Source organism: Neobacillus oceani (assembly GCF_046237595.1).
GTDB lineage: Bacteria > Bacillota > Bacilli > Bacillales > Cytobacillaceae > Bacillus_D > Bacillus_D oceani.
This window is the reverse complement of record NZ_CP143543.1, coordinates 3,807,544-3,826,752: the sequence shown is the minus strand read 5'-3', so window position 1 is coordinate 3,826,752 and position 19,209 is coordinate 3,807,544. Positions and strand designations below refer to the sequence as shown.

General features: G+C 40.8%; 24 protein-coding genes and 1 pseudogene. 17 read left to right on the top strand and 8 right to left on the bottom strand.

Features of this window, described 5'->3' with window-relative positions:
* Nucleotides 1–124: 124 nt before the first annotated feature.
* Nucleotides 125–256 (bottom strand): YjcZ family sporulation protein, encoded by a 132-nt coding sequence (locus tag V1499_RS19420; RefSeq protein ID WP_409271786.1) that lies wholly within the window; start codon nucleotides 254–256, stop codon nucleotides 125–127.
* Between the two features lie 196 nt (nucleotides 257–452).
* On the opposite strand from V1499_RS19420, the gene V1499_RS19415 reads away from it, so the two are divergent.
* The 3 genes from V1499_RS19415 to V1499_RS19405 all read left to right on the top strand — a co-directional run bounded on the left by V1499_RS19415 (nucleotide 453) and on the right by V1499_RS19405 (nucleotide 2,146).
* Entirely contained in the window at nucleotides 453–908 is a 456-nt protein-coding gene (locus V1499_RS19415) for a GNAT family N-acetyltransferase (protein WP_409271784.1), read from the top strand.
* A 269-nt stretch (nucleotides 909–1,177) separates the two neighbouring features.
* Entirely contained in the window at nucleotides 1,178–1,528 is a 351-nt protein-coding gene (locus V1499_RS19410; RefSeq protein ID WP_409271782.1) for a hypothetical protein, read from the top strand.
* Nucleotides 1,529–1,708: 180 nt separating this feature from the next.
* Nucleotides 1,709–2,146, top strand: a complete 438-nt coding sequence (locus V1499_RS19405) for a YybH family protein (RefSeq protein WP_409271781.1) — start codon at nucleotides 1,709–1,711, stop codon at nucleotides 2,144–2,146.
* A 110-nt stretch (nucleotides 2,147–2,256) separates the two neighbouring features.
* Here V1499_RS19405 and V1499_RS19400 read toward each other — a convergent pair whose 3' ends face one another.
* Both V1499_RS19400 and V1499_RS19395 read right to left on the bottom strand, forming a co-directional pair.
* The gene (locus V1499_RS19400; RefSeq protein WP_409271779.1) at nucleotides 2,257–2,751 is read right to left on the bottom strand and encodes a hypothetical protein; all 495 of its coding nucleotides are present in this window, start codon (nucleotides 2,749–2,751) and stop codon (nucleotides 2,257–2,259) included.
* Nucleotides 2,679–3,068: a hypothetical protein gene (locus V1499_RS19395; protein WP_409271778.1), complete on the bottom strand. Its 390-nt coding sequence runs from the start codon at nucleotides 3,066–3,068 to the stop codon at nucleotides 2,679–2,681. The genes V1499_RS19400 and V1499_RS19395 overlap by 73 nt, the downstream gene beginning before the upstream one ends.
* Before the next feature lie 191 nt (nucleotides 3,069–3,259).
* Here V1499_RS19395 and V1499_RS19390 point away from each other — a divergent pair, with 191 nt between their 5' ends.
* Nucleotides 3,260–3,712 carry an NUDIX hydrolase gene (locus tag V1499_RS19390; protein WP_409271777.1) on the top strand — a complete coding sequence of 151 codons (453 nt, stop codon included), beginning with the start codon at nucleotides 3,260–3,262 and terminating at the stop codon, nucleotides 3,710–3,712.
* A 265-nt stretch (nucleotides 3,713–3,977) separates the two neighbouring features.
* Nucleotides 3,978–4,904: a phosphotransferase enzyme family protein gene (locus tag V1499_RS19385; RefSeq protein WP_409271775.1), complete on the top strand. Its 927-nt coding sequence runs from the start codon at nucleotides 3,978–3,980 to the stop codon at nucleotides 4,902–4,904.
* 97 nt (nucleotides 4,905–5,001) lie between these two features.
* On the opposite strand, the gene V1499_RS19380 is transcribed toward V1499_RS19385, so the two are convergent.
* Together V1499_RS19380 and V1499_RS19375 are read right to left on the bottom strand one after the other, a co-directional pair.
* Nucleotides 5,002–5,358: a hypothetical protein gene (locus V1499_RS19380; protein WP_409271774.1), complete on the bottom strand. Its 357-nt coding sequence runs from the start codon at nucleotides 5,356–5,358 to the stop codon at nucleotides 5,002–5,004.
* A 26-nt stretch (nucleotides 5,359–5,384) separates the two neighbouring features.
* Complete coding sequence (locus tag V1499_RS19375; protein WP_409271772.1) at nucleotides 5,385–5,837, bottom strand: hypothetical protein; 453 nt, start codon at nucleotides 5,835–5,837, stop codon at nucleotides 5,385–5,387.
* A gap of 206 nt (nucleotides 5,838–6,043) precedes the next feature.
* Here V1499_RS19375 and V1499_RS19370 point away from each other — a divergent pair, with 206 nt between their 5' ends.
* From V1499_RS19370 to V1499_RS19345, 6 genes are all read left to right on the top strand, one after another.
* Nucleotides 6,044–6,313, top strand: a complete 270-nt coding sequence (locus tag V1499_RS19370) for a hypothetical protein (protein WP_409271770.1) — start codon at nucleotides 6,044–6,046, stop codon at nucleotides 6,311–6,313.
* 420 nt (nucleotides 6,314–6,733) lie between these two features.
* Nucleotides 6,734–7,828 carry a metallophosphoesterase gene (locus tag V1499_RS19365; protein WP_409271768.1) on the top strand — a complete coding sequence of 365 codons (1,095 nt, stop codon included), beginning with the start codon at nucleotides 6,734–6,736 and terminating at the stop codon, nucleotides 7,826–7,828.
* A gap of 1 nt (nucleotide 7,829) precedes the next feature.
* Nucleotides 7,830–8,264 (top strand): DUF4275 family protein, encoded by a 435-nt coding sequence (locus tag V1499_RS19360; protein ID WP_409276341.1) that lies wholly within the window; start codon nucleotides 7,830–7,832, stop codon nucleotides 8,262–8,264.
* 130 nt (nucleotides 8,265–8,394) lie between these two features.
* Complete coding sequence (locus V1499_RS19355; protein WP_409271766.1) at nucleotides 8,395–9,243, top strand: alpha/beta hydrolase; 849 nt, start codon at nucleotides 8,395–8,397, stop codon at nucleotides 9,241–9,243.
* A 30-nt stretch (nucleotides 9,244–9,273) separates the two neighbouring features.
* Nucleotides 9,274–9,759, top strand: coding sequence for a hypothetical protein (locus V1499_RS19350; protein WP_409271764.1), 486 nt, complete (start codon nucleotides 9,274–9,276; stop codon nucleotides 9,757–9,759).
* Between the two features lie 386 nt (nucleotides 9,760–10,145).
* Nucleotides 10,146–10,559, top strand: a complete 414-nt coding sequence (locus tag V1499_RS19345) for a hypothetical protein (RefSeq protein WP_409271762.1) — start codon at nucleotides 10,146–10,148, stop codon at nucleotides 10,557–10,559.
* A 66-nt stretch (nucleotides 10,560–10,625) separates the two neighbouring features.
* On the opposite strand, the gene V1499_RS19340 is transcribed toward V1499_RS19345, so the two are convergent.
* Together V1499_RS19340 and cspC are read right to left on the bottom strand one after the other, a co-directional pair.
* Nucleotides 10,626–10,793: a hypothetical protein gene (locus V1499_RS19340; protein WP_316569412.1), complete on the bottom strand. Its 168-nt coding sequence runs from the start codon at nucleotides 10,791–10,793 to the stop codon at nucleotides 10,626–10,628.
* A gap of 610 nt (nucleotides 10,794–11,403) precedes the next feature.
* The gene (gene cspC / locus V1499_RS19335) at nucleotides 11,404–11,604 is read right to left on the bottom strand and encodes a cold shock protein CspC (RefSeq protein WP_053367965.1); all 201 of its coding nucleotides are present in this window, start codon (nucleotides 11,602–11,604) and stop codon (nucleotides 11,404–11,406) included.
* A 336-nt stretch (nucleotides 11,605–11,940) separates the two neighbouring features.
* Between cspC and V1499_RS19330 the strand changes: the two genes are divergently transcribed.
* From V1499_RS19330 to V1499_RS19305, 6 genes are all read left to right on the top strand, one after another.
* The gene (locus V1499_RS19330; protein WP_409271760.1) at nucleotides 11,941–12,555 is read left to right on the top strand and encodes a hypothetical protein; all 615 of its coding nucleotides are present in this window, start codon (nucleotides 11,941–11,943) and stop codon (nucleotides 12,553–12,555) included.
* Between the two features lie 94 nt (nucleotides 12,556–12,649).
* Nucleotides 12,650–13,414, top strand: coding sequence for an ABC transporter ATP-binding protein (locus V1499_RS19325; RefSeq protein ID WP_409271758.1), 765 nt, complete (start codon nucleotides 12,650–12,652; stop codon nucleotides 13,412–13,414).
* Nucleotides 13,404–15,284, top strand: a complete 1,881-nt coding sequence (locus V1499_RS19320) for an FtsX-like permease family protein (protein WP_409271756.1) — start codon at nucleotides 13,404–13,406, stop codon at nucleotides 15,282–15,284. The genes V1499_RS19325 and V1499_RS19320 overlap by 11 nt, the downstream gene beginning before the upstream one ends.
* 21 nt (nucleotides 15,285–15,305) lie before the next feature.
* Entirely contained in the window at nucleotides 15,306–15,788 is a 483-nt protein-coding gene (locus V1499_RS19315; RefSeq protein WP_409271755.1) for an NUDIX hydrolase, read from the top strand.
* Between the two features lie 128 nt (nucleotides 15,789–15,916).
* Nucleotides 15,917–16,507, top strand: coding sequence for a TetR/AcrR family transcriptional regulator (locus V1499_RS19310; protein WP_409271753.1), 591 nt, complete (start codon nucleotides 15,917–15,919; stop codon nucleotides 16,505–16,507).
* Between the two features lie 68 nt (nucleotides 16,508–16,575).
* Nucleotides 16,576–17,940 (top strand): MFS transporter, encoded by a 1,365-nt coding sequence (locus tag V1499_RS19305; RefSeq protein ID WP_409271751.1) that lies wholly within the window; start codon nucleotides 16,576–16,578, stop codon nucleotides 17,938–17,940.
* 141 nt (nucleotides 17,941–18,081) lie between these two features.
* Here V1499_RS19305 and V1499_RS19300 read toward each other — a convergent pair.
* Nucleotides 18,082–19,140: pseudogene (locus V1499_RS19300) on the bottom strand (alkene reductase); the annotation flags it as partial.
* Nucleotides 19,141–19,209 lie beyond the last annotated feature (69 nt).

The following is a 19,209-nucleotide window of genomic DNA, read 5'->3' as shown; positions in this document are numbered from 1 at the left end:
ACGCCGAGATTGCGTAGGTCTCAGCGCAAAGAAAGTAGAATAGTGAGGTTGGTGAAAACGCTTTTGATACGGTTTAAGGATTATGGATGGATGTACGGCTAGGGTGCTTGATTTTGGAAACAGATTAGTACCAAATTGTGGCGCCGATGATAATTAATAAAATGAAAAGAACAACGATTAGCGCGAAACCACCATAACCGTAACCGCAGCCGCCGTAACCATAACCTCCATAACCAAAACCTCCATAACCGAACATGAACAACACCACCTTTGAACGAAGATAGGATACTTTATGTCACGTCTCCGGGATAGGTATAGGCATGAGCGGAGCATTCGAATTTTAAAAACATAAACCCCTCTTGCAAAGATAGCTCGTTAATCGGGACGGTTGATGGGCATTGCTGCGTTGTTGCATTTGATTTATAAAAATCTACCGTTGGGAGAGAAACCGTGTGAATAGAACTATAGAAATTAGGCCGGCAACGGCACAAGATGTTGGCGGACTTTATGAATTAATGAAGCAGTACATTGTTGATTTTTATAAGCAGCCGGATCCAGGTGAGGAAAGGTTAAAGGGCTTAATCACTCATTTACTTGAGGCGCCTGTGAGTGGGCTTCAGTTTGTAGCAGAGGAAAATGGGGAGTTAATCGGCTTCGCCACTTTGTATTTTACCTTCAGCTCCCTAAAGGTAAAAAGACAGGCAATCCTGAATGATTTGTTTGTTGTTTCAAAAGCAAGAGGCAAAAAGGTTGGAGAAAAGCTATTTCAAGCTAGTTTGGAGTACATCCGGGAAAACGGCTTCGCGTCCATGACGTGGGAAACCGCAAAAGACAACCTGGTAGCCCAATCGCTGTACGAAAAAATGGGCGGGAAGCTATCGGAGTGGCTTGTTTACGAAATTAACTAAGGGAAAAAAGTGGAGGGGCCGAAATTCAAAATGGCAAAAAAACTGATCTATTATTTCTTTATACTAATCTTTTTTGTAACTTACTTTAATGTTTTCAGTTTCTTTTATAGGCGTATTGGAATGTTGTTGGATTCATCTTTTCTACACGTATTGGTGATGGGGCAGATTTTTGTATCGATCGTTATCCTTGTCCCTGCCTCGGTTGCCACGACAAGAAAGGTTTTTGAAATTATTAAAAGCACTTAATTCTCAAACTCCGGGAGGCATTAATGAGAAAAGCAGGATTTCTAATTCTTTTGTCTGTTCCACTTTTCGCGCTCTTGTTCTTTTGGTTTGGCGATTCGCTTAGATATCACGGTGAAATCAAAAGGGCGTATGGCTATGTCGGCCCTGTTTCACAGAAATCCATACTGAACGCCAATCTCGCCCAGGTCAGGACGGAGAATGTTTCCGAAGACATAAACATTATGGATGAAAAGACAAGGACTTTAATCAACATCAAAGGCAAAGAAGTTTATATCATTTCTTTTAAAACAAAAGATGAAGGGGATTTAGGACCTATCAGCGTCTACTTAGATAAAAAAACCGGCGAAGCAATAGGCGTTGGCATGAGAAAATAAGGTTCCCACAAAACAGGGCAGCCCGATTCGCAAATGATTAGGGTGCGTCTTTTTATAATTCTAGAGCAAAGTCAATCAAGAATGCCTGCCAAACTTCGGCGGAAAAAATCATCCAGAAAAGAATGTATGAATGGCAAGCATTATACATGGATTAAGAATGAGAAAAGGAGCTGAACCCAAATGGCTGGTTTTACTAAGGTTCAAGATATCTTGGAAAATTATCAATCTTCGGTTTATGAAAAAGATGTTGAGAAATTCCTAACTTCATATGCTGCCGATATTCAGATGTTTGATTGCTGGGAAAGCTGGGAGGTTAAAGGCGTAAGCAGTTTAAGGGACACGGTGACAAGATGGTTTACTGAGTTAAGTGAGGAGGGGGTTTTACTTAAAGTATCTTTTACTGACTTAGTAGTTGAAGAGAACCCGGATCTGGCATTTTTCCATTGTGCTGTTACATTCGCGGCTCATAATGAAGAATCTGGAGACAAACTGCGTCAGATAACAAATCGGTTCACCTATTGTTTAAAAAAAGAAAATGGTGTCTGGGCGATTACACATGAACATTCATCACTGCCGATAAATGGTGAAACCGGCGAAGGGATTTTTAACTTAAGATAAAAATAATTATTGCTTGGAAAAGACGAAATTTCGGAGGAGGGATTGTAGCCGTAATCTCTCCTAAAAGATGAGTGGCAATCGGATACCCGAAAGCCACTCAATTCATTTTCTTAGGTATGATACGCGGCACAAATCAGCCCGAAATAAGTGGGCGCTTCATAAGAAAGGAATTCGACCTTTCTCTCCTCAAAAGGAATGGCCCCTGCGAGAATCAGCGTTTGCCAGATTCCGTCCGGTTTGGCTGCTTCGATAAAGTCCTCGTGGAATTCCGCCATCTTTTCCAAGTTATTCTCTTTGATTAGTTCAACCGTTTCCTCATCGAATTGGCGCGCGGCCGGGTCGAAGCCGTACGGGCCGTCGGCATCATGTGCGTGTGCCCAATCACAGCTTGCAATCAGTCCGACCCGTTTTCCGGATTGCGCCACGGCCTTCCGGAGTGCTTTTCCAAAATCGATATGCACCTCGAAGGATATCTCTCTGGACGGCGTAATCACAACCACCGGAACATCCGGCATAAAGCCGAGCGGCACCATCACTCCCCAATCGAGCGGAAGGCAGGCAATCGGGCCAGCAGACGTCCCATAATTGATTGTCGAAGCCGGCACGCCGTCAGAGCAGCTGCCTGTTTGTTGATCATTCTCGCGAGCTCCCGGTCAACTTTTTTCTCCATCGAAAAGTCTGCTTCATTTTCTCTTAAAAATCCTTCCATCCTTTCCGAATCCGATATCGAAAACCGTCCGTTGATCCTCGTCCCATGGGGAGTCAAGACAATTATACTGTCCGGGCGGGCGCTGCTCATCCATTCTCCGAGCTTCATCATCTTTTCTCTCGTTTTCGCCATTCGTTCAGGAAAGGCACCCTGCAATTCAGGAATAATCTCGCTTCCATGCGGAGTAATGCACGCAAATACAAATGGATTCATCTACGACAACCACCTTAAAGAGTATGTAGTACTAATTTGCTTAGGAGAGGGGAGAATCCTTCTTTTAAAAACATAGTAAGGCTGAAAGAGGGGAATTTTGGAAAAGTGGCGAATAGGTATGGAAGGAGCAAGGACTGGATGTGAAATTTTACTAGAGATTGCACGACAATAAAAGTTTTTGGAGGAAACGTATGTTCATCGTTAATGTGGAAGGCGCGATTAATAAAGATGGTCAATGGCTCCTAATTAAACGGAGTGAAAAAGAGGAACATGCAGGGGGATTGCTTTCCCTGATCGGCGGCAAGGTGGAGAAGGAAGGAGCTTCAATTGATATTTTGGAGAGAACACTTCACAGGGAAATCGGTGAAGAAGTGGGCATCGAAGTCGCCAATCTCCGATACGTAACGAGTTCTTCTTTCGTAACGGACAGTGGATTAGACGTTGTTAATGTAGTTTTCGTTTGCAACCATAAATCCGGCGAAGCTATTGCAAAGTGCCCCGATGAAGTGGATGAGGTTGTCTGGATGTCAACACAGGAAATTGTTGGCCATACCGCTATACCGGCCTATTTGAAGGACTATATTAAGCTTGCGGATAAATTGGTCAGGAAGAATCCATCTGGGGTTTTTGAAATTTTTGGATAGGGTGATTTAGTTTGGAAAAAAAGCAAGTATCAAATCTGAGGATGGCAGGGAATTTACATTTACCATTACGGGTAAGGAATTGCCTGACGAGTATAAAAAGTATCTCATTCACGGTGAAGTCATTCCCAAAAATCGGCTCCGACTCATTCGTAAACAGGTTGGTAAAATTAGAGGGGAGTATTTGTCTGTTTTTAATATGAAAGTAATTAGCGGTTGAAATATAGCCAAGGGTATCTGTTCATGTATAGGGATGGAGGAAACATGTTTGAAACTAGATAATGCTAACCAAATTTCTTCTTTCTGGGGAATTCAGGTTAAAGAATGTAAAGTTTTATCGGAAAGAGCAACCTTTATAATAACTAGCGAGCAACAGAAGTTCATTTTAAAGAAGAAGGGGAGCACCCAGGAAGTTGAGAGGGAAATAAAACTGTTAGAAAATCTTAAAGATAATAAGTTCATCACGCAATTTCCAATTCTCACAAGTTCGGGTGGGTTTTTTGCCTTCGACAAAGAGAATAACTATTGTTTATATCATTACTTGGAAGGCAAGCCCTTTGATATAAAAGAGGCCTTGGATAACCCGGAAGCTCCCCGTCTTCTCGGTGAAACAATTGCTCATATGAACAAATTAATGTGTGACTTCGATAGTGTTGAAGATTTCCATGATAAAAATTTATATAAAATGGTTTACGGTTATGCGGTTAAAGAAATTGTTAATGTAGACGAGTGCGGACAACTTAGCGGGTTTTTTAGAGAATTAGAAAATGGCCTAAAAGAGCATGTTGGTGCATTGCCAAGGCAGCTCATTCATCGCGATACGCACCTACATAATATTTTATTTATAGATAATAAGCTAAGCGGAGTAATCGATTTCGAAATAGCTGAGGTAAATGTCAGGATTTTTGATCTTTGTTATTGCTGTACGAGCATCTTAAGCGAAGTTTTCCATAGTGAATCTCTAAGGGAAAAATGGATGCTTTTTGTCGAGGAAATAGTCGCTGCATATAACCGGGTGAATCCTTTATCTGTTAGTGAACTTAAGTCTGTTTGGTATGTAATGCTTGGCATACAAACAATATTTATGGCTTATTTTATAAATGATCCAAGTGTATATGAATTAAACAAAGCTATGTTTAAGTGGATTTATGGCCACAAGGATAGGATAGACACAAACGTGTTATTTTCTCTTTGAAAAATCTCCAAATTTCATCACAGTAGCATATTTTTTGGTCAGGGATCGGTTTCAAAGGTAAAAAGAAATCCTCCCCTGTTCAACAGGGGAGGTTTGATTAAAAATTCCCGAAAAGTGGCCTTCTTGGCCCAAGGTGTCTCCTTCGGTTTTCGGGCTCTTTTTTTTGATCTTTATGCATTAATTCCTCCAATTTTTTAATTGCGAAGGAAAATTCTTCGTTGGTCATTTCTTTTCTGGCTAATGAGGAACAGAGCAAGGCATATGCAATTGCCTTTGTATCAATTTGGATGTTTACATTCACGTCCACATTTGAGTTTCCACTATGCCCGATCTTTGAACTGTTTTCATTCTTATCCAAGGATTTTGAGATGTTCTTTTGAATTTGGTCTTCGGAAACCTCGACATTTTGCCTTCCCGAAAGCTCGACATTTTGCCTTTCCTTTGGCTCTGACATACGTTTCCCCTCACACTCCCAGAACCTTAGAAATCAAACGATTCCCTTTGATTCTGTTCTTGGTCTTGGTCTTGGTCGGATACGGCACTCGAACGTACCCTTGCCGCGGAATCGGCGTCTACATTGATGTCCAGGCAAATTTTCGCGTTGCCACTTTTCCTTATTCTTGCGATGTTTTTGTTTCGGTCGAAATTCGTTACGTCGTTTTCATTTTCTACATCGATTTCATTTTCGAACTCATTTTCGACATCGACGTCAACATCAACTCTTTCCCTGACGTTATTATTTCTATTTCCAGATGAGAAATTACGACTGCGACTTTCTGACTCATCATGAAAATTCCTAAATGAAGAACTTTCCTCAACCCTTGAATGTCTGTCCCTGTTCCTCCTGTCTAACCCGGGAAACCAGCCTTCCATAGATATTCCTCCTTTTTCACTGTATCTTGGCCCCATTGATGGATACCATACTTCTCCCATAGAAAAAAACCTCCTTTGCATGTTTATTACCAATGTATTCCGCATATGGGAAAGAGTATGGACAGCTGCATCAGAAAAGGGGATTTTTTTTATTATATTCAGGATTTTTATTTTTGTTTTTTCCATGTTTGTACTAGGATAAATGTCCATATCTTTTCGGGATCGATGAATAGACTGTAATTACAAACGATAAGGAGGGAATTATATTGGCTGGAAGACGAAGGAATGAAACTGATATCAGGACAGATGTGGACGTCGATTTTGACAATCGGTTAGACAACAGGACCGACGTTGACAATGAAAACAGGGTGAAGAACCGGGATTTCAACACCAACGTTGCCAAAATTGAAGACAGCGGAAACGCGAAAATTGATTTGGATATCCGGGTGGATTCCGATTCTAAGGCTCGCGTGCGTTCTCGTGCGGAAGCTGACCAGGATCAAGACCAGGAACAGCGCCAACGCCTAGAGGACTAAATCAATTTATACGCCCGCCATGTTGCATGGCGGGTTTTTTGTTGTGTGAAACTATCCAACCATTTCTATAAAAATAGTTCCGGGATCATATTCACCTCCAAATTCAGGATGATTTATCCTGCCGCGGCCAAATAGAATTCCATTCCAATTGTCCAAGTAATTCCCCCCCTTGTCCGTTCCTAATAATCTAATCTTTGAAAAACTAATTGGCTGGATAAAATGCCGAGGACATGTCCACATTTTTTGGAAAATGCCTAAGCTGCGCAAACCTGTGAACTGAACCGCTAACAGACCTACACAACTGCGATGATGAAAAAAATGGGGAGGATTATCGAAATTTTTGTGGAATTTTATAACAAGGGTCAACGTATTTCGACACTATTTTTCACAAAAGCAATATACATAGAGGAGAAGGACATTTTGGACAAAATTAGAGAATTGGCACTCCCCATAAGTGGACGCGTGATTGTAATCTCCGATATTCATGGAGAAATCAGGCTTTTTAAAGAGCTTTTAAAGAAAGTCGAGTTTAGCAGTGATGATTATTTAATCATTAATGGCGATCTGTGCGAGAAAGGCGGCAACAGCAAAGAAGTTGTGCGTTATGTAATGGAACTCACCGCCGCTAATCCGAAAGTGCATGTCATCGAAGGGAATTGCGATGCGCTCGTGGAGCATCTGCTAAACGAAAACCCGAAGCTGCTAGATTATTTGGCTGCTCGGGGAAATACCCTTATCGGGGAATGGCTTGAGGAGATTGGGTATCAACTTAATGAACACTCGACCATCCAGGAAGTGAAGGAAGTATTGCTCCGCCACTACCGAAAAGAATTGGAGTGGCTAACCAATTTGCCGACAGCCATCGAAACGGATCGCTACATCTTTGTCCATGCCGGTTTGGAGGACAGGGAGGATTGGAAGGAAACCGACCGAAGCAAAGCGCTCACGATGCCTTCTTTTTTGGAAAAGTCGCACCGCGCTGGCAAATTTGTGGTCGTTGGGCATTGGCCTGTTGTGAATTACTCAACCGATATCCCGTCCGACAATCCAATTATTAATGAGGCGAAAAAAATAATCGCCATCGACGGCGGCAACGTCATCAAGCCAACCGGGCAATTAAACGCCTTTATCATCGAGCGGTCTGCGGAAGGCGATTCGTTTTCCCATCTGTACGTGGACAAGCTGCTGGCCAGGGCTGTCACCAAGAATTTCGTTGCCGAGGAGGCAATGAAGGGATCCATCAACTATCCGTTCTACACGATCGTTCCTGTTGAAAAAGCGGATTTCTTCACTTTGTGCAGGCAACCAGAAACGGACAAGCTCCTTCATGTGAAAAACGAATATATCATACAAAACGAAAATGGCGATTTTACTATTAAAGCGGATGTATCCTGCGCCCAAATCAGTGTAAGCAAAGGGGAAATCGTGTCTGTCATAGATGAGGGCTGCGCCGGATATGCGCTCATTAAAAAAGGCGGCAAGGCTGGGTGGATTCCGACAGAGTGCTTGGGATAAGATGGACATTATAGATATACTTAAAAACAAAACAATAAAAGTAAGAGAATTACCGAAATGGGGAGCGTATTTACGAAAGGAATGGGAAACTAATTTCGCCGATCATCTAAGTGACGAAGAAAAAAGGGCTATCTATTTATTTGATCATGGCGGGTATTGTGGCTATTTATGGCATCTGTTCAGTTTTAAAAAGAAAGATTGTCTTGAAGGTGAAGAGGCTGAAGAAGCGTTTAACAATGAACCTAAAAATCAATGCTATATCTTCTATCAAAACTCTGATTATGCATTGCACCTTGAGAATGCAGCAACGCTAAGTACCTCAGACTTCTTTGATGAAACAGACATTGATATATACATAGTAGATAAACAGTTTCGCTGGACTTTTGTGATCACCCACGAAACAGGATGGTGCGGTCCTTATTTTAGCAAAAGGTAAGGACTGTATCGTTGCTCAGTGAAATTCCGGATACTCTTTGGAAAGAATGGAGGCAAACGTGATTATCCCAACAATTCTTAGAAATACTTTAGGAATAATAGGATTTCCTTTTACAATATGGAACTTGGCGATGGATCGGAAAAATAGGGTCAAGCCGCCTGGCCAGATTATTAAAACGAAAAACTCGGATTTCCATGCGATTGTAACGGGTGAAGGACCGATTACAGTCATTCTGGAATCTGGATATACGTCCGTTTCAATCGATTGGTGTTATGTTCAGCCGGAGATTTCCAAGGTTGCCCGTGTCATTTCTTTTGATAGGGGGAACTATGGGTGGAGCAGATCAAGGCGGAAAGCAATGACTTCCTTGGATAGCGTTGAGGAAATACGAGAAGTACTAGACCGGCTAAAAATCAAGCCGCCATACATTTTGGTTGGCCACTCTTTTGGCGGACTTTCTATGAGATTGTTTGCAAGCATGTATCCCGAAGAGGTGGCTGGACTTGTTTTGGAGGATGCGGTCCATGAAAGCCAATACTTGTTAACACCGGAGAATACCAAGCGAATCAGTAAATTTAGGAGACTTGTAGCTACCGGGTATGTTACTTCACTAGTCGGCATTCCGAGAATATTTAAACAGAAAATCGGCAGGAAGTTTCTCGAACAGAAGTATGGTCAATCGCTGAACTACATCGGGTATACATTAGGTGCCTATCAATCTGCCTATCGTGAATACGTAGATTCCGAACAGTCTGCCCAACAACTCATTAACGCCAATCCTCTGAGGCCAAATTTATCCGTCATCGTGATAAGTGCAAAAAAACAACCTGAAAGTTGGAAAAGGGACCAACAGTTATTGTTGAATTTAACGGAACACACCGAGCACATCGAAGTAGACACCGGGCATTCCGTTCACCTTGAAAACCCTGGAATTGTGATAGAAAGTATTAAAAAACTAATAACCAATAGGCCAGTTTAGATGAAATTGTTTTTAGGAGGACAATTTAAAATGACTGAATTGAAAACATCTGTAGACAGAGAAACACATAGGAAATTAGCAATCAGCTTATTCAATTATACGTGGGACTTAATTGAAAAAATCGAACGGAGTGAAGCAGACGACGAATCCATGATAAATGCAGCCCATGCTTCGCGTTTTCATTGGGGACTAGCGGGCAACCCGCTGAATTTTGCGAGGGGCGAATGGCAAATTTCAAGGGTATATTCGCTCATAGGGAGAGCTGAACCCGCACTCTATCATGCGAACAAATCCTTCGACCTTTGTTTGAACAACGATCTTGGCGCATTTGATTTAGGTTTCGCTTATGAGGCGCTGGCCCGAGCCTATGCCGTACAGGGAGACAAGCAAAAACGGGACGAAAACATTTTAATGGCAAAGCAGGCAGCTCAGAAAGTACAAGAGGACGGAGATAAGGCATGGCTGTTGAAAAACATAGATACTGTTGCCTCTCTTTCTCTTCCGAAGTGGGAGTAACCGAAATTTCGAACGGGTGGTGGCGAATTGATTTATCTTCTCATTTTTGTTTCATTTTTACTATCTACCGCGGCCTCTATCCTTTTTTTGAAAAAAAGTAACAACAAGTGGTTGGCATTGTTCGTTGCATTTTGTTTAAATACGTTATTTTTAGGATCAGCCACCTGGATTTTTTACCTGACAAACGACGAGGTAAGACTATTTGGCTTTGGGCCGACTAACGTTTACCAGTTGATACTATCCATCCCACTCATTACTTGGATTAATTTATACATACTCGAACTTGCAAAACGTAAAATGGTGAAAAACAAGGCCCTATAAACACTTTTTTAATATGGAACATTATGGCCGCGTTTTCGTATATAGGTAGAAAAAGGAGGGATTTTTTGAAAAGGTTCCTTTATTACTTGGGTAGCACGGTGGTTATCGGAATTATTTTTTATTTGGGCATGAAGTATCACATTAACTTAAAAAAAGAAGCCGAGATGTCTTTCAATATGTTTCCGACTTTGATTTTTACAATTGTTTCTCCTGTCGTGATTGGGATGCTGCTGCGGATTCCCAAGCTGATTTTGGAGATTATTGAAAAAAAGAAGTGGACGTTTGATTGGGCTAAAATTGTCGCAGTTGGGCTGCCGGCACTTTATGTGGGGATGGCACCGTATTTATATTACACCCCAATGGGAGACTACATGCCTTTTGCGGCAGTGTTCGCATCTTTAGGGGCTTCCACCATAACGACAGCGGCTGGGGTTGTTTTTGGATATGTTTTATTGGACAGCTTGAAAGAAAACGATTGAATCTATGTAAAACGTCCGCCAGAGTTCTCTTGGCGGACACATTTTATGAAGTTTTCCACTTAACTTTTAATAAAAGAAAAATGGAGCAACAGCAGCGCCGGTAAAGCCGCCGAGGAATCCTCCCGCAAATCCTCCCGCAAATGCCGGACCGAAACCGCCACGGAAGCGAGGACCGTATCGGTAAGGAGGATAACCCCTGAACCTAGGACCATACCCATAACGATAATAACCCATCAAATTCACTCCTTTAGTTGTTGGCATGCCGTTCCCAATGGGTCAAGCAACCTTACTCCTACTATATGGAATTCACCTTGTGCCTGTACTCAACAAATGCGGAGATAAGAGCTATATTTTTAAAAATGGCCTTTGAAGTAGGGGATGGATCTACTGTTTCATCGGCAAAAGAAATGGGTGCATCATTATGAAAGACTTTCACTGCTGTGCGACCTGTAGGCATTTCCGGGCCGAAAAAAAGGTTGAAGGCATGAACTATTCATGTAGCCGGCTTGGTTATGAAACGAAACCAAATTATAAATTCAATTGTTGGAATCCAAAGGAACACGTGCAAGAGCTGATGAACAAGAAAAACACGGGCCACGCGGAGGGTAAACGCCTTATCTAAAAAACTGAAATTGTTCTCTAAAAAAATAAATGTTTTGCTAAAATCCCCATATTGCTACTTGGTATGTTATACTGTAAACAACCTTTGAAGCTTTAAATTTTTTAACATTACCAGCACCATGCCCCTACTCGAACGTTGAGTAGGGTTTTTTATTGAGATTTTTTTATAACATAAAAAAACAGGCCCTACAGAGAGCCTGTTTTGAGTATCCAAATATTATGATTAAGCTTTTTGAACGTTCGCAGCTTGAGGTCCACGAGCGCCTTGCTCAACGTCGAAAGTTACTTTTTGGCCTTCGTCAAGAGATTTGAAGCCTTCACTTTGGATAGCAGAGAAGTGTACGAATACATCGTCACCGTTTTCGCGTTCGATAAATCCAAAACCTTTTTCTGCATTAAACCATTTAACTGTACCTTGTTCCATTTTTATTGCCTCCTAGTGCGTTAGCGCACAATGTGTTACTATCTCTGCCCAAAGTGACTTCAAGACGAAAAGTCGAAACTCATACAATCCTTTACACCGAACAAAAATAATTCTCCTCTATCATAACAGTAAACGGAAGATATTGCAAATGAGCCAAATAGACTATCTTGGGTCAGGGCATTTTTTATGAACGGATCCGTCGTGTGTCTTAATGCTTGATCAATGGATTATCTGAAAGTTTAAGATAGAATCTTTTATCAATATGATTGGAATTATAATGGTGGAAATCCCTCCTTCTGGTAAAATAAAGGTATAGGATGGAAAGGGGGCAGAGTTATGAAAAACGGGATAAAGCCACTTTTATTGATTGCAACTGCCGTACTTCTGGCTTCAGGCTGCGAAGCCAATGCCGGGAGCCAAGTCCAAATAAAGATGAAAAGCGTTGAGGAACAAAGAGAAATTTTGGAGACGTACACAAAGGAGGACTATAAAGCCATCTTTGAACATGTCCTGAATGAAGCGAGCAGGCTGGAAAAGGACGAGGATTTGCAAAAGTGGGTTATGCGGACATTAGCCAAGGAAAAATTGCTCTTTGATACAGACTTATCCGACAAACAAGTAAAGACGCTCGCCAAAGAGGCGATGGAAAAAGATAAACTGTGGAAATCAATGGCCGAGGATCGATATGGAATTAAAATCAGTGATGCCGAAGTCGACCGCTATATCGAGGCAGGACCGGACACAAGCACCCTCCCGCAGCATCTCGCCATTGCGGAAACCATGAATATGAACCTGGTTGAGTACAACCATAACTTCGATCGCGATATTTATGAAAAAGCAGTCATCTGGCAAAAGTTAAAACCAACGCTCGAGAAGAAATATAACACCACAAACAGCGAAGCGCTTGTTGAGAAATTCGAAGCAGAGGTAGAGAAAAACTATAAAAAATAGTTTTTTTAAAAGGGATTGGCAGACGCCGATGCCTTTGCTATTTATAAAGGGCCATTAGAAATTCAAGAGCCAATGTGACCGGGGAGGTGGGGAAATGGCCATCCTGAATGCTATTAATCTAGTTAAACATTACGGGAATGAAGGCGATGAAGGCTTCACGGCTGCGTTGCGCGGCGTAAGTTTTTCAATCGAAGAAGGAGAATTCATTGCGATCATGGGTCCATCGGGAAGTGGTAAATCAACGCTGCTTAATTTACTCAGCGGTATTGATAAACCTTCATCAGGTGAGGTTGTGATTGATGGGCAAACTATTAGCATGATGGAAGGAGAAAAGATTGCCTTGTTCCGGCGAAGGCAATTAGGGTTCGTCTTTCAGGATTTTAATCTCCTGGATAGTTTGACAGTGAAAGAAAATATCATTCTCCCAATGATACTCGAAAAAAAAGAAGCCGAAGTAATTGAAAAAAAGGTTAAGGATTTAACAACCCTTTTTGAGATTGATGCAATAGTAAACAAGTATCCCCACAGCATATCGGGAGGCCAGCAGCAGCGGACCGCTGTTAGCCGGGCCCTCGTAAATGAACCCAGTATTCTTTTCGCGGATGAACCGACGGGTAACCTGGATTCCAAATCAGCGGCAATCATTATGGAATGTTTTGAGAAAATCGTTCATGAGCTTTCAACAACGGTGCTTATCGTAACGCATGACATTTTTACGGCAAGCTACTGCCAAAAGATTGTCTTTATTAAGGACGGCCTCATCCACTCCACGATTGAAAGGAAGGGAAACAGGAAAGAGTTCCTGGCTCAGATCATTGAGAACCTGGACCTTGTGGGAGGGAAAACCCATGTCCTTTAATGAACTCGTTTGGAAAATGGCGAAAGCTAATTATCAAAAGTACATGTTTTACCTAATATGCAACAGCTTTGCAGTCATGTTTTTCTTCATGTTTTCTACCCTCTATTTCAATAGCCAAATAGTCCAGGTAAAGGAATCGCAATCGATTCAATATGTCTTGGCGGTTCCCGGGGCCGCACTGCTTGTATTCACTGTTTTTTTCATAAGTTATGCGCATGGTATTTTTATAAAAAGAAGAAAGAGTGAGTTTGGCCTTTTCATGACATTGGGAATGTCGAACCGGGATATTACAAGATTATTGCTGTTAGAGAATGGACTCGTTGCAGTGTTGTCCATTCTTTCCGGCATTACCGCTGGTGCCCTGTTTTCCGGGCTATTCTTTACCCTATTAATGGAGGGAGCAGGGATTCAAGGCATCACGTTCCAGCTTACGGTGAAAATGTTTCTATCCACAATCCTTGCCTATCTAATAGTCTTTCTCACAGCGTTGGGAAAGTCACTTTTCCAAATCCTAAAAGGAAATGTGTTGCAGAGCCTGAAAAGCGACAAGGTTGCCGAGGCAATCAAAATGAGAAGCCCGATATTCGGCGGAGTAGGATTTGCGATTATGGTTGTGTCAATCCTCGGCCTTTATTTTACCTATTCGGATCCCGTCATGGGCGGTGATTATTTGCTGATTTGGGCTATGGCAACCTTTATAGGCCTATACATCAGTCTATTTCAATTCACTAGTTTTTTAATTGGACTTACGAAAAAAAGCAAACCCTTTTATTATCGCGGCATGTTACTATTGTCCAGTTTGGATTATAAATTTAGGCGTTTAACCTCTATCCTTATGCTCGTTACAATCCTAATAATGGTAACAATCCTGTATAGTACGATTATTTTATCAACATACATGCTGGACGAAAAGCGGGTAATAACGGAAAATCCATTTGATATAGCCTTTAGTGAAACTGAAAAACAAGCTGCAGAACCCTATTTTGATTCGGGGAAAAATCCAGTAAAAGCACATCTCCAGCTGCCCATCTTTCATTACGATCTTTCGCCAAATGAATGGTGGACAGGAGAGTTTGTTTTTATGCCAGTGAGTGAATTTAATAAAATCGCTTCACTCAATATTGACTTGAAGAGAAATGAATACATCTATTTCGTCAATGTGGAAAAAGAGAATTGGGATGGCAGCAATGCGGCGGAGCGGGAACTAAGTTTCCAAAATCCAAATGGAAAAATCACCTTTATGCTAAAGGAAACCATTGCAGCAAAAAAAATGAACAATTTATCAGCTCTCTACGAGGTGAGGGTTGTAAATGATGCCAATTATGAGCTGCTAAAAGAGTCGCTGGCTGGTGAGGAATTAAAAATTCATTTAATTAATGTAGCCGATTGGAAAATGACAGGCCCGTTCGTCGAGGAACTAGGGAACAGTCTCGGAACCGGACAGGTCGCTTCAAAAATTGGAGATCACAACCTTAATAAACAGTCAAATGGCATCCTCTTTTTCGTATCAACATTTTTAAGCGTTTTATTTTGCTTCGGTTCGTTTAGCTTACTGTATTTGAATTTGTTTTCCGACATTGATAAAGAAAAAGAGAAATACACAAAACTCAACTATATAGGAATTACTCCAAAAGAAATGAAGAGAAACGTTTCCTGGGAAATCACACCCATATTTTTTGTTCCGATGGTTGTGGGGACAACGTTGGCTCTTCTGTACTTTATCGCCATGGCCAAGGACATTGGAGGGGTAATGAAAAACCAGGAATTAATGCTCCACTTTTTCCTCGTTGCTGGAATCTATTTTTGCATTCAACTAGGATTCTTCCTTTTTACAAGGAGAAGAGTATATGTTCATCTAACATCTTCATAAAAAATGACTGGGGGAAATAGCATGGCAATGCCAACGCATATCGCAGCAGCTGGAGGAATCGTCGAGAACGAACAAGGAGAAATCCTTTTGGTGAAAACACACAATCAGGGATGGGTATTTCCCGGCGGGCAGGTCGAAGTCGGTGAAAACCTGATTGATGCGGTAATCAGGGAAGTAAAGGAAGAAAGCGGAATCGATGTTGAGGTTTCCCATTTGATTGGGGTTTATTCAAACACGGCGATTTATAAATGGTATGACGGCGTAACGGATGTACCGACTAAGGTGATGTTCGACTTTGTTTGTAAATTTATTGGCGGAGAGTTGGGGATATCGGATGAAACGACAGATAGCAAATGGGTTCCCAAGGAGACCGTCCTTGATTATATCGAAACACCTGCTATCCGCACCCGCTACCAGGCTTATTTAGACTTCGACGGGAAAACTAAGTACATGGAGTATGTGACGCATCCGGAGTTTGCTGTGAAACTGAATAGGACCGTTTGATCTTTTACAATGCGTTTGGATATATTGAGGAAAAATTAGAACGAGGTGTTATTTGACATATTTTTGTAAATAGAATATATTAATGTTAGTCAGTACTGACATTCTTAGAAGGGATTGAACAAGGATTCATGGCTTCAAATCGAAAACAGGATACTACAGAAAAAATCATTACTGCCGCGATAGACCTTTTTTCTAAAAATGGATATAACGGGGTTACAACAGAGGAAATTGCAAAGGAAGCTGGCTTTAGTGAAAAAACACTATTTAGACATTTTCAAAGTAAACAAAACTTATTAGAGCAAGCAATTGACCGATATCATTATGCTGAGGAAATGCGTGCCATTTTTGATAGTAAGCTCACCTGGAACCTTAAGGAAGATTTACTGTTAATTAGCCAAAATTATCATAGGATCATGCATCGGAACAGAAAAATGCTCCGAATCATTATGAAAATAGGGGAAAATGTTCCTGGCTTGCACCAGTATTCACACAGACACCCTCAGGCATTAAAAGAATTTTTAACTAACTATTTTGCAGAAATGAGAAATAGGAAAAAAACGGTTCCCATTGATGCGGAGGAAATTGCGATTACCTTTCTTTATATGAATTTTGGCTTAGCACACGGAAGAATGAACGGAGACCCTGCGTTTACTGATGAAAGGTTCGCGAAATTAATCGAAGAAAGTATTGCGTTATTTACTAGGGGATTAACTCCCTAGTATGTTTTTTGCTTCGAAATGTCAGTCAGTACAGACTTTCTTTTAAAATCGCAAAGGAGGAATAAATAATGGAAACCATGATAAAAAAGCAAGTGAGTGAAAAGTTATTAATTATTATGATGCTTACGGTCACTTTTTCGTCTATGAGTATATTACTCTTTAACTTCGTCCTTCCCCTTATAAGTGAAGAATTTCAGCTCACAAATTCTCAAGTAAGCTGGGTTACTTCGGCCTATACCCTTATATATGGGATTGGAACAGCGATATATGGGAAATTAGCAGATCGGTATAAACTGAAAAATTTATTAACATTTGGTTTAATTCTTTTTAGTTTCGCGTCATTACTAGGCTTCTTTTCTACATCCTATTGGCTTTTGCTCGTTGCGAGATGCTTACAAGCAGCTGGTGCGGCGACGATTCCTGCAACTGCGACTCTTATTCCGATAAGATATTTTCCTATTGAACGGAGAGGTACAGCGATGGGGACAGTGTTTGTAGGAACAGCTTTAGGTGGTGCGCTTGGCCCTGTTATTTCTGCATTAGTTGTCAGTGTTGTGGATTGGCGATGGCTTTTCAGCATCCCTCTATTACTTATTTTTACGTTGCCATTTTATCTGAAATATTTAGGAGATGAGAAAGAAGCCGATACGGAACTTGATTGGTTAGGCGGAGGATTGTTAGCCTTAGCTGTTACCCAAGTATTATTAGGTGTAACGAACAATGTAGCTTGGATTATCGGGGGGATAGCCGCTTCGATTTTATTCATCATTCGAATTCACTCTGCGAAGCATCCATTTGTTCAACCCGAGTTATTTAAGAACAAAAAATTTTCATCCAATTTAGTGTTAGCGTTTTTAATAACAGGAATTGGCTATTCACTGTTTTTCCTAACTCCTTTATTTCTAGCAGATGTACAAAAACTCCCTGCTAGCTTGATTGGATTCGCAATGGTACCCGCTGCTGCTGCATCGGCCCTATTGAATAGACAAGGTGGAAAGCTTTCAGATTCGAAGGGAACATCCTATTTATTCTTTCTTGCATCCAGTTTATTAATAGTATGTTTTTTCCTGCTTTCAACTTTAATCGGTTCAGCTGCTTGGTTCATCGCGCTATTTCTAATCTTGGGCAATGTGGGCCAATCATTTATGATGATTGTCATGTCTAAATCGATCTCAACAACATTGCCAAAGGAGCATGCAGGTGTTGGAATGGGCCTGTTAATGATGCAAAATTTCATTGCAGGCTCAATTGCAATCGGGATATACGGGAGAGTCGTTGATGTTCAAGCAAGTACTTCGTGGAATCCATTTCTACAGTCATCAATGGGTACTATATACAGTAACATTTTCTTTGTATTGGTTATATTACATGTTGTTATTTTGATTGTTTACAAGTTGAAGATGCATAAAAAATATAAAATCCCTCAAAATTGATACAGGCATATGCAAGTTGAAAAGAAAGGAATTGGAGGCACAACTGGTGCGTTAGTTAACCAAAAAGTAGTTAAGATTTTAAAAAATCGGAGAATAACACATGGAGGCCCATGTGTTATTCTTTATACGCACTGTTAAATTCTAATTTAAGTATTTTAAATCAATTGCTCCTTGATAGGGTTTAATAGGATATCCTTCTTTTATTTTATAAACGAAATCAGGATTAGCAAGTAGAGGACGTCCAAAGGCAGCAAGGTCAATTGTACCATCCTTAATCGCTTCAGAAGCAATCTCTGGATTTAAATTCCCCACCCCGATAATAATCCCATCCCAATATTTCCTTACAAGTTGATGAAAAGTCATGTCATTAGCCATTTTTTCAGTAAAATTATTTGTTGAGGGGTGTATAATTTGGATTCCTGCTTCTTTAAACACTTGAATAAAAGCCTTTATATTCTCTTCAGGATTGGCCCATTTATAACCTGGGATATCATCTTTTATTTCAGAAAATCTAATAATAGTTCTATCTTTGCCAACCTCTTTAATAACCGCATTTAATACTTTCTTCATAAATAATAAGCGATTCGATATATCGCCCCCATACTCATCAGTCCGTTTATTTGTGACTTCAGAATTAAATTGGTCTATTAAATAACCATGCGCCGCATGTATTTCAACTCCATCAAATCCAGCCTTGATTGCGTTTCTAGCTGCCAAAGCAAACTCTTGGATGACTTCTTTTATATCTTCCAAAGACATTTCTTCAGGAGTCTCATAAGGTTTTCTCAATCGGTGGACAAGGCCATCAGCCTTTAAAACTGAAGGTGCTTGTGGTGGGAATCCTCCAGTCAGTTCTCGGTGTGTCAACCTTCCTACATGCCAAAGCTGTGCCACAATTTTTCCTCCTTCCTCATGAACAGCCTCAGTTACTTTCCGCCATGCTTCTACTTGGCTATTTGTATACAGCCCTGGAACACCAAAAGTTCCTCTGCCTCTAAGAGAAGGATTAATACCTTCTGTAATAATCAGACCAATACCATCATTGGCTCTTCTACGATAATAGGTGACAATATCTTTACCAACCGTGCCTGTATTGTTATTTGCAAAACTTCGTGTCATTGGAGCCATGACAATTTTCGTTTTCAAGAACCAGTTACCGATCTTAATTGGATTTAATAACTCATTTTTTCCCATGTTGTCTTAACTCCTTTACTAAAGTATGAACTTCATAAATAATTTTATATAATATAAAGAAGTAATTATATAAGG

Excerpts from the sequence above, each read along its gene's own strand:
- V1499_RS19405 (WP_409271781.1), top strand. The coding sequence starts at position 1,709 with ATGGCTGGTTTTACTAAGGTTCAAGATATCTTGGAAAATTATCAATCT.
- V1499_RS19380 (WP_409271774.1), bottom strand. The coding sequence starts at position 5,358 with ATGTCAGAGCCAAAGGAAAGGCAAAATGTCGAGCTTTCGGGAAGGCAA.
- V1499_RS19325 (WP_409271758.1), top strand. The coding sequence starts at position 12,650 with ATGGCCATCCTGAATGCTATTAATCTAGTTAAACATTACGGGAATGAA.
- V1499_RS19420 (WP_409271786.1), bottom strand. The coding sequence starts at position 256 with ATGTTCGGTTATGGAGGTTTTGGTTATGGAGGTTATGGTTACGGCGGC.
- V1499_RS19355 (WP_409271766.1), top strand. The coding sequence starts at position 8,395 with ATGGATCGGAAAAATAGGGTCAAGCCGCCTGGCCAGATTATTAAAACG.
- V1499_RS19320 (WP_409271756.1), top strand. The coding sequence starts at position 13,404 with ATGTCCTTTAATGAACTCGTTTGGAAAATGGCGAAAGCTAATTATCAA.
- V1499_RS19340 (WP_316569412.1), bottom strand. The coding sequence starts at position 10,793 with ATGGGTTATTATCGTTATGGGTATGGTCCTAGGTTCAGGGGTTATCCT.
- V1499_RS19360 (WP_409276341.1), top strand. The coding sequence starts at position 7,830 with ATGGACATTATAGATATACTTAAAAACAAAACAATAAAAGTAAGAGAA.
- V1499_RS19330 (WP_409271760.1), top strand. The coding sequence starts at position 11,941 with ATGAAAAACGGGATAAAGCCACTTTTATTGATTGCAACTGCCGTACTT.
- V1499_RS19315 (WP_409271755.1), top strand. The coding sequence starts at position 15,306 with ATGGCAATGCCAACGCATATCGCAGCAGCTGGAGGAATCGTCGAGAAC.
- V1499_RS19375 (WP_409271772.1), bottom strand. The coding sequence starts at position 5,837 with ATGGGAGAAGTATGGTATCCATCAATGGGGCCAAGATACAGTGAAAAA.
- V1499_RS19310 (WP_409271753.1), top strand. The coding sequence starts at position 15,917 with ATGGCTTCAAATCGAAAACAGGATACTACAGAAAAAATCATTACTGCC.
- V1499_RS19410 (WP_409271782.1), top strand. The coding sequence starts at position 1,178 with ATGAGAAAAGCAGGATTTCTAATTCTTTTGTCTGTTCCACTTTTCGCG.
- cspC (WP_053367965.1), bottom strand. The coding sequence starts at position 11,604 with ATGGAACAAGGTACAGTTAAATGGTTTAATGCAGAAAAAGGTTTTGGA.
- V1499_RS19395 (WP_409271778.1), bottom strand. The coding sequence starts at position 3,068 with ATGAATCCATTTGTATTTGCGTGCATTACTCCGCATGGAAGCGAGATT.
- V1499_RS19390 (WP_409271777.1), top strand. The coding sequence starts at position 3,260 with ATGTTCATCGTTAATGTGGAAGGCGCGATTAATAAAGATGGTCAATGG.
- V1499_RS19305 (WP_409271751.1), top strand. The coding sequence starts at position 16,576 with ATGGAAACCATGATAAAAAAGCAAGTGAGTGAAAAGTTATTAATTATT.
- V1499_RS19350 (WP_409271764.1), top strand. The coding sequence starts at position 9,274 with ATGACTGAATTGAAAACATCTGTAGACAGAGAAACACATAGGAAATTA.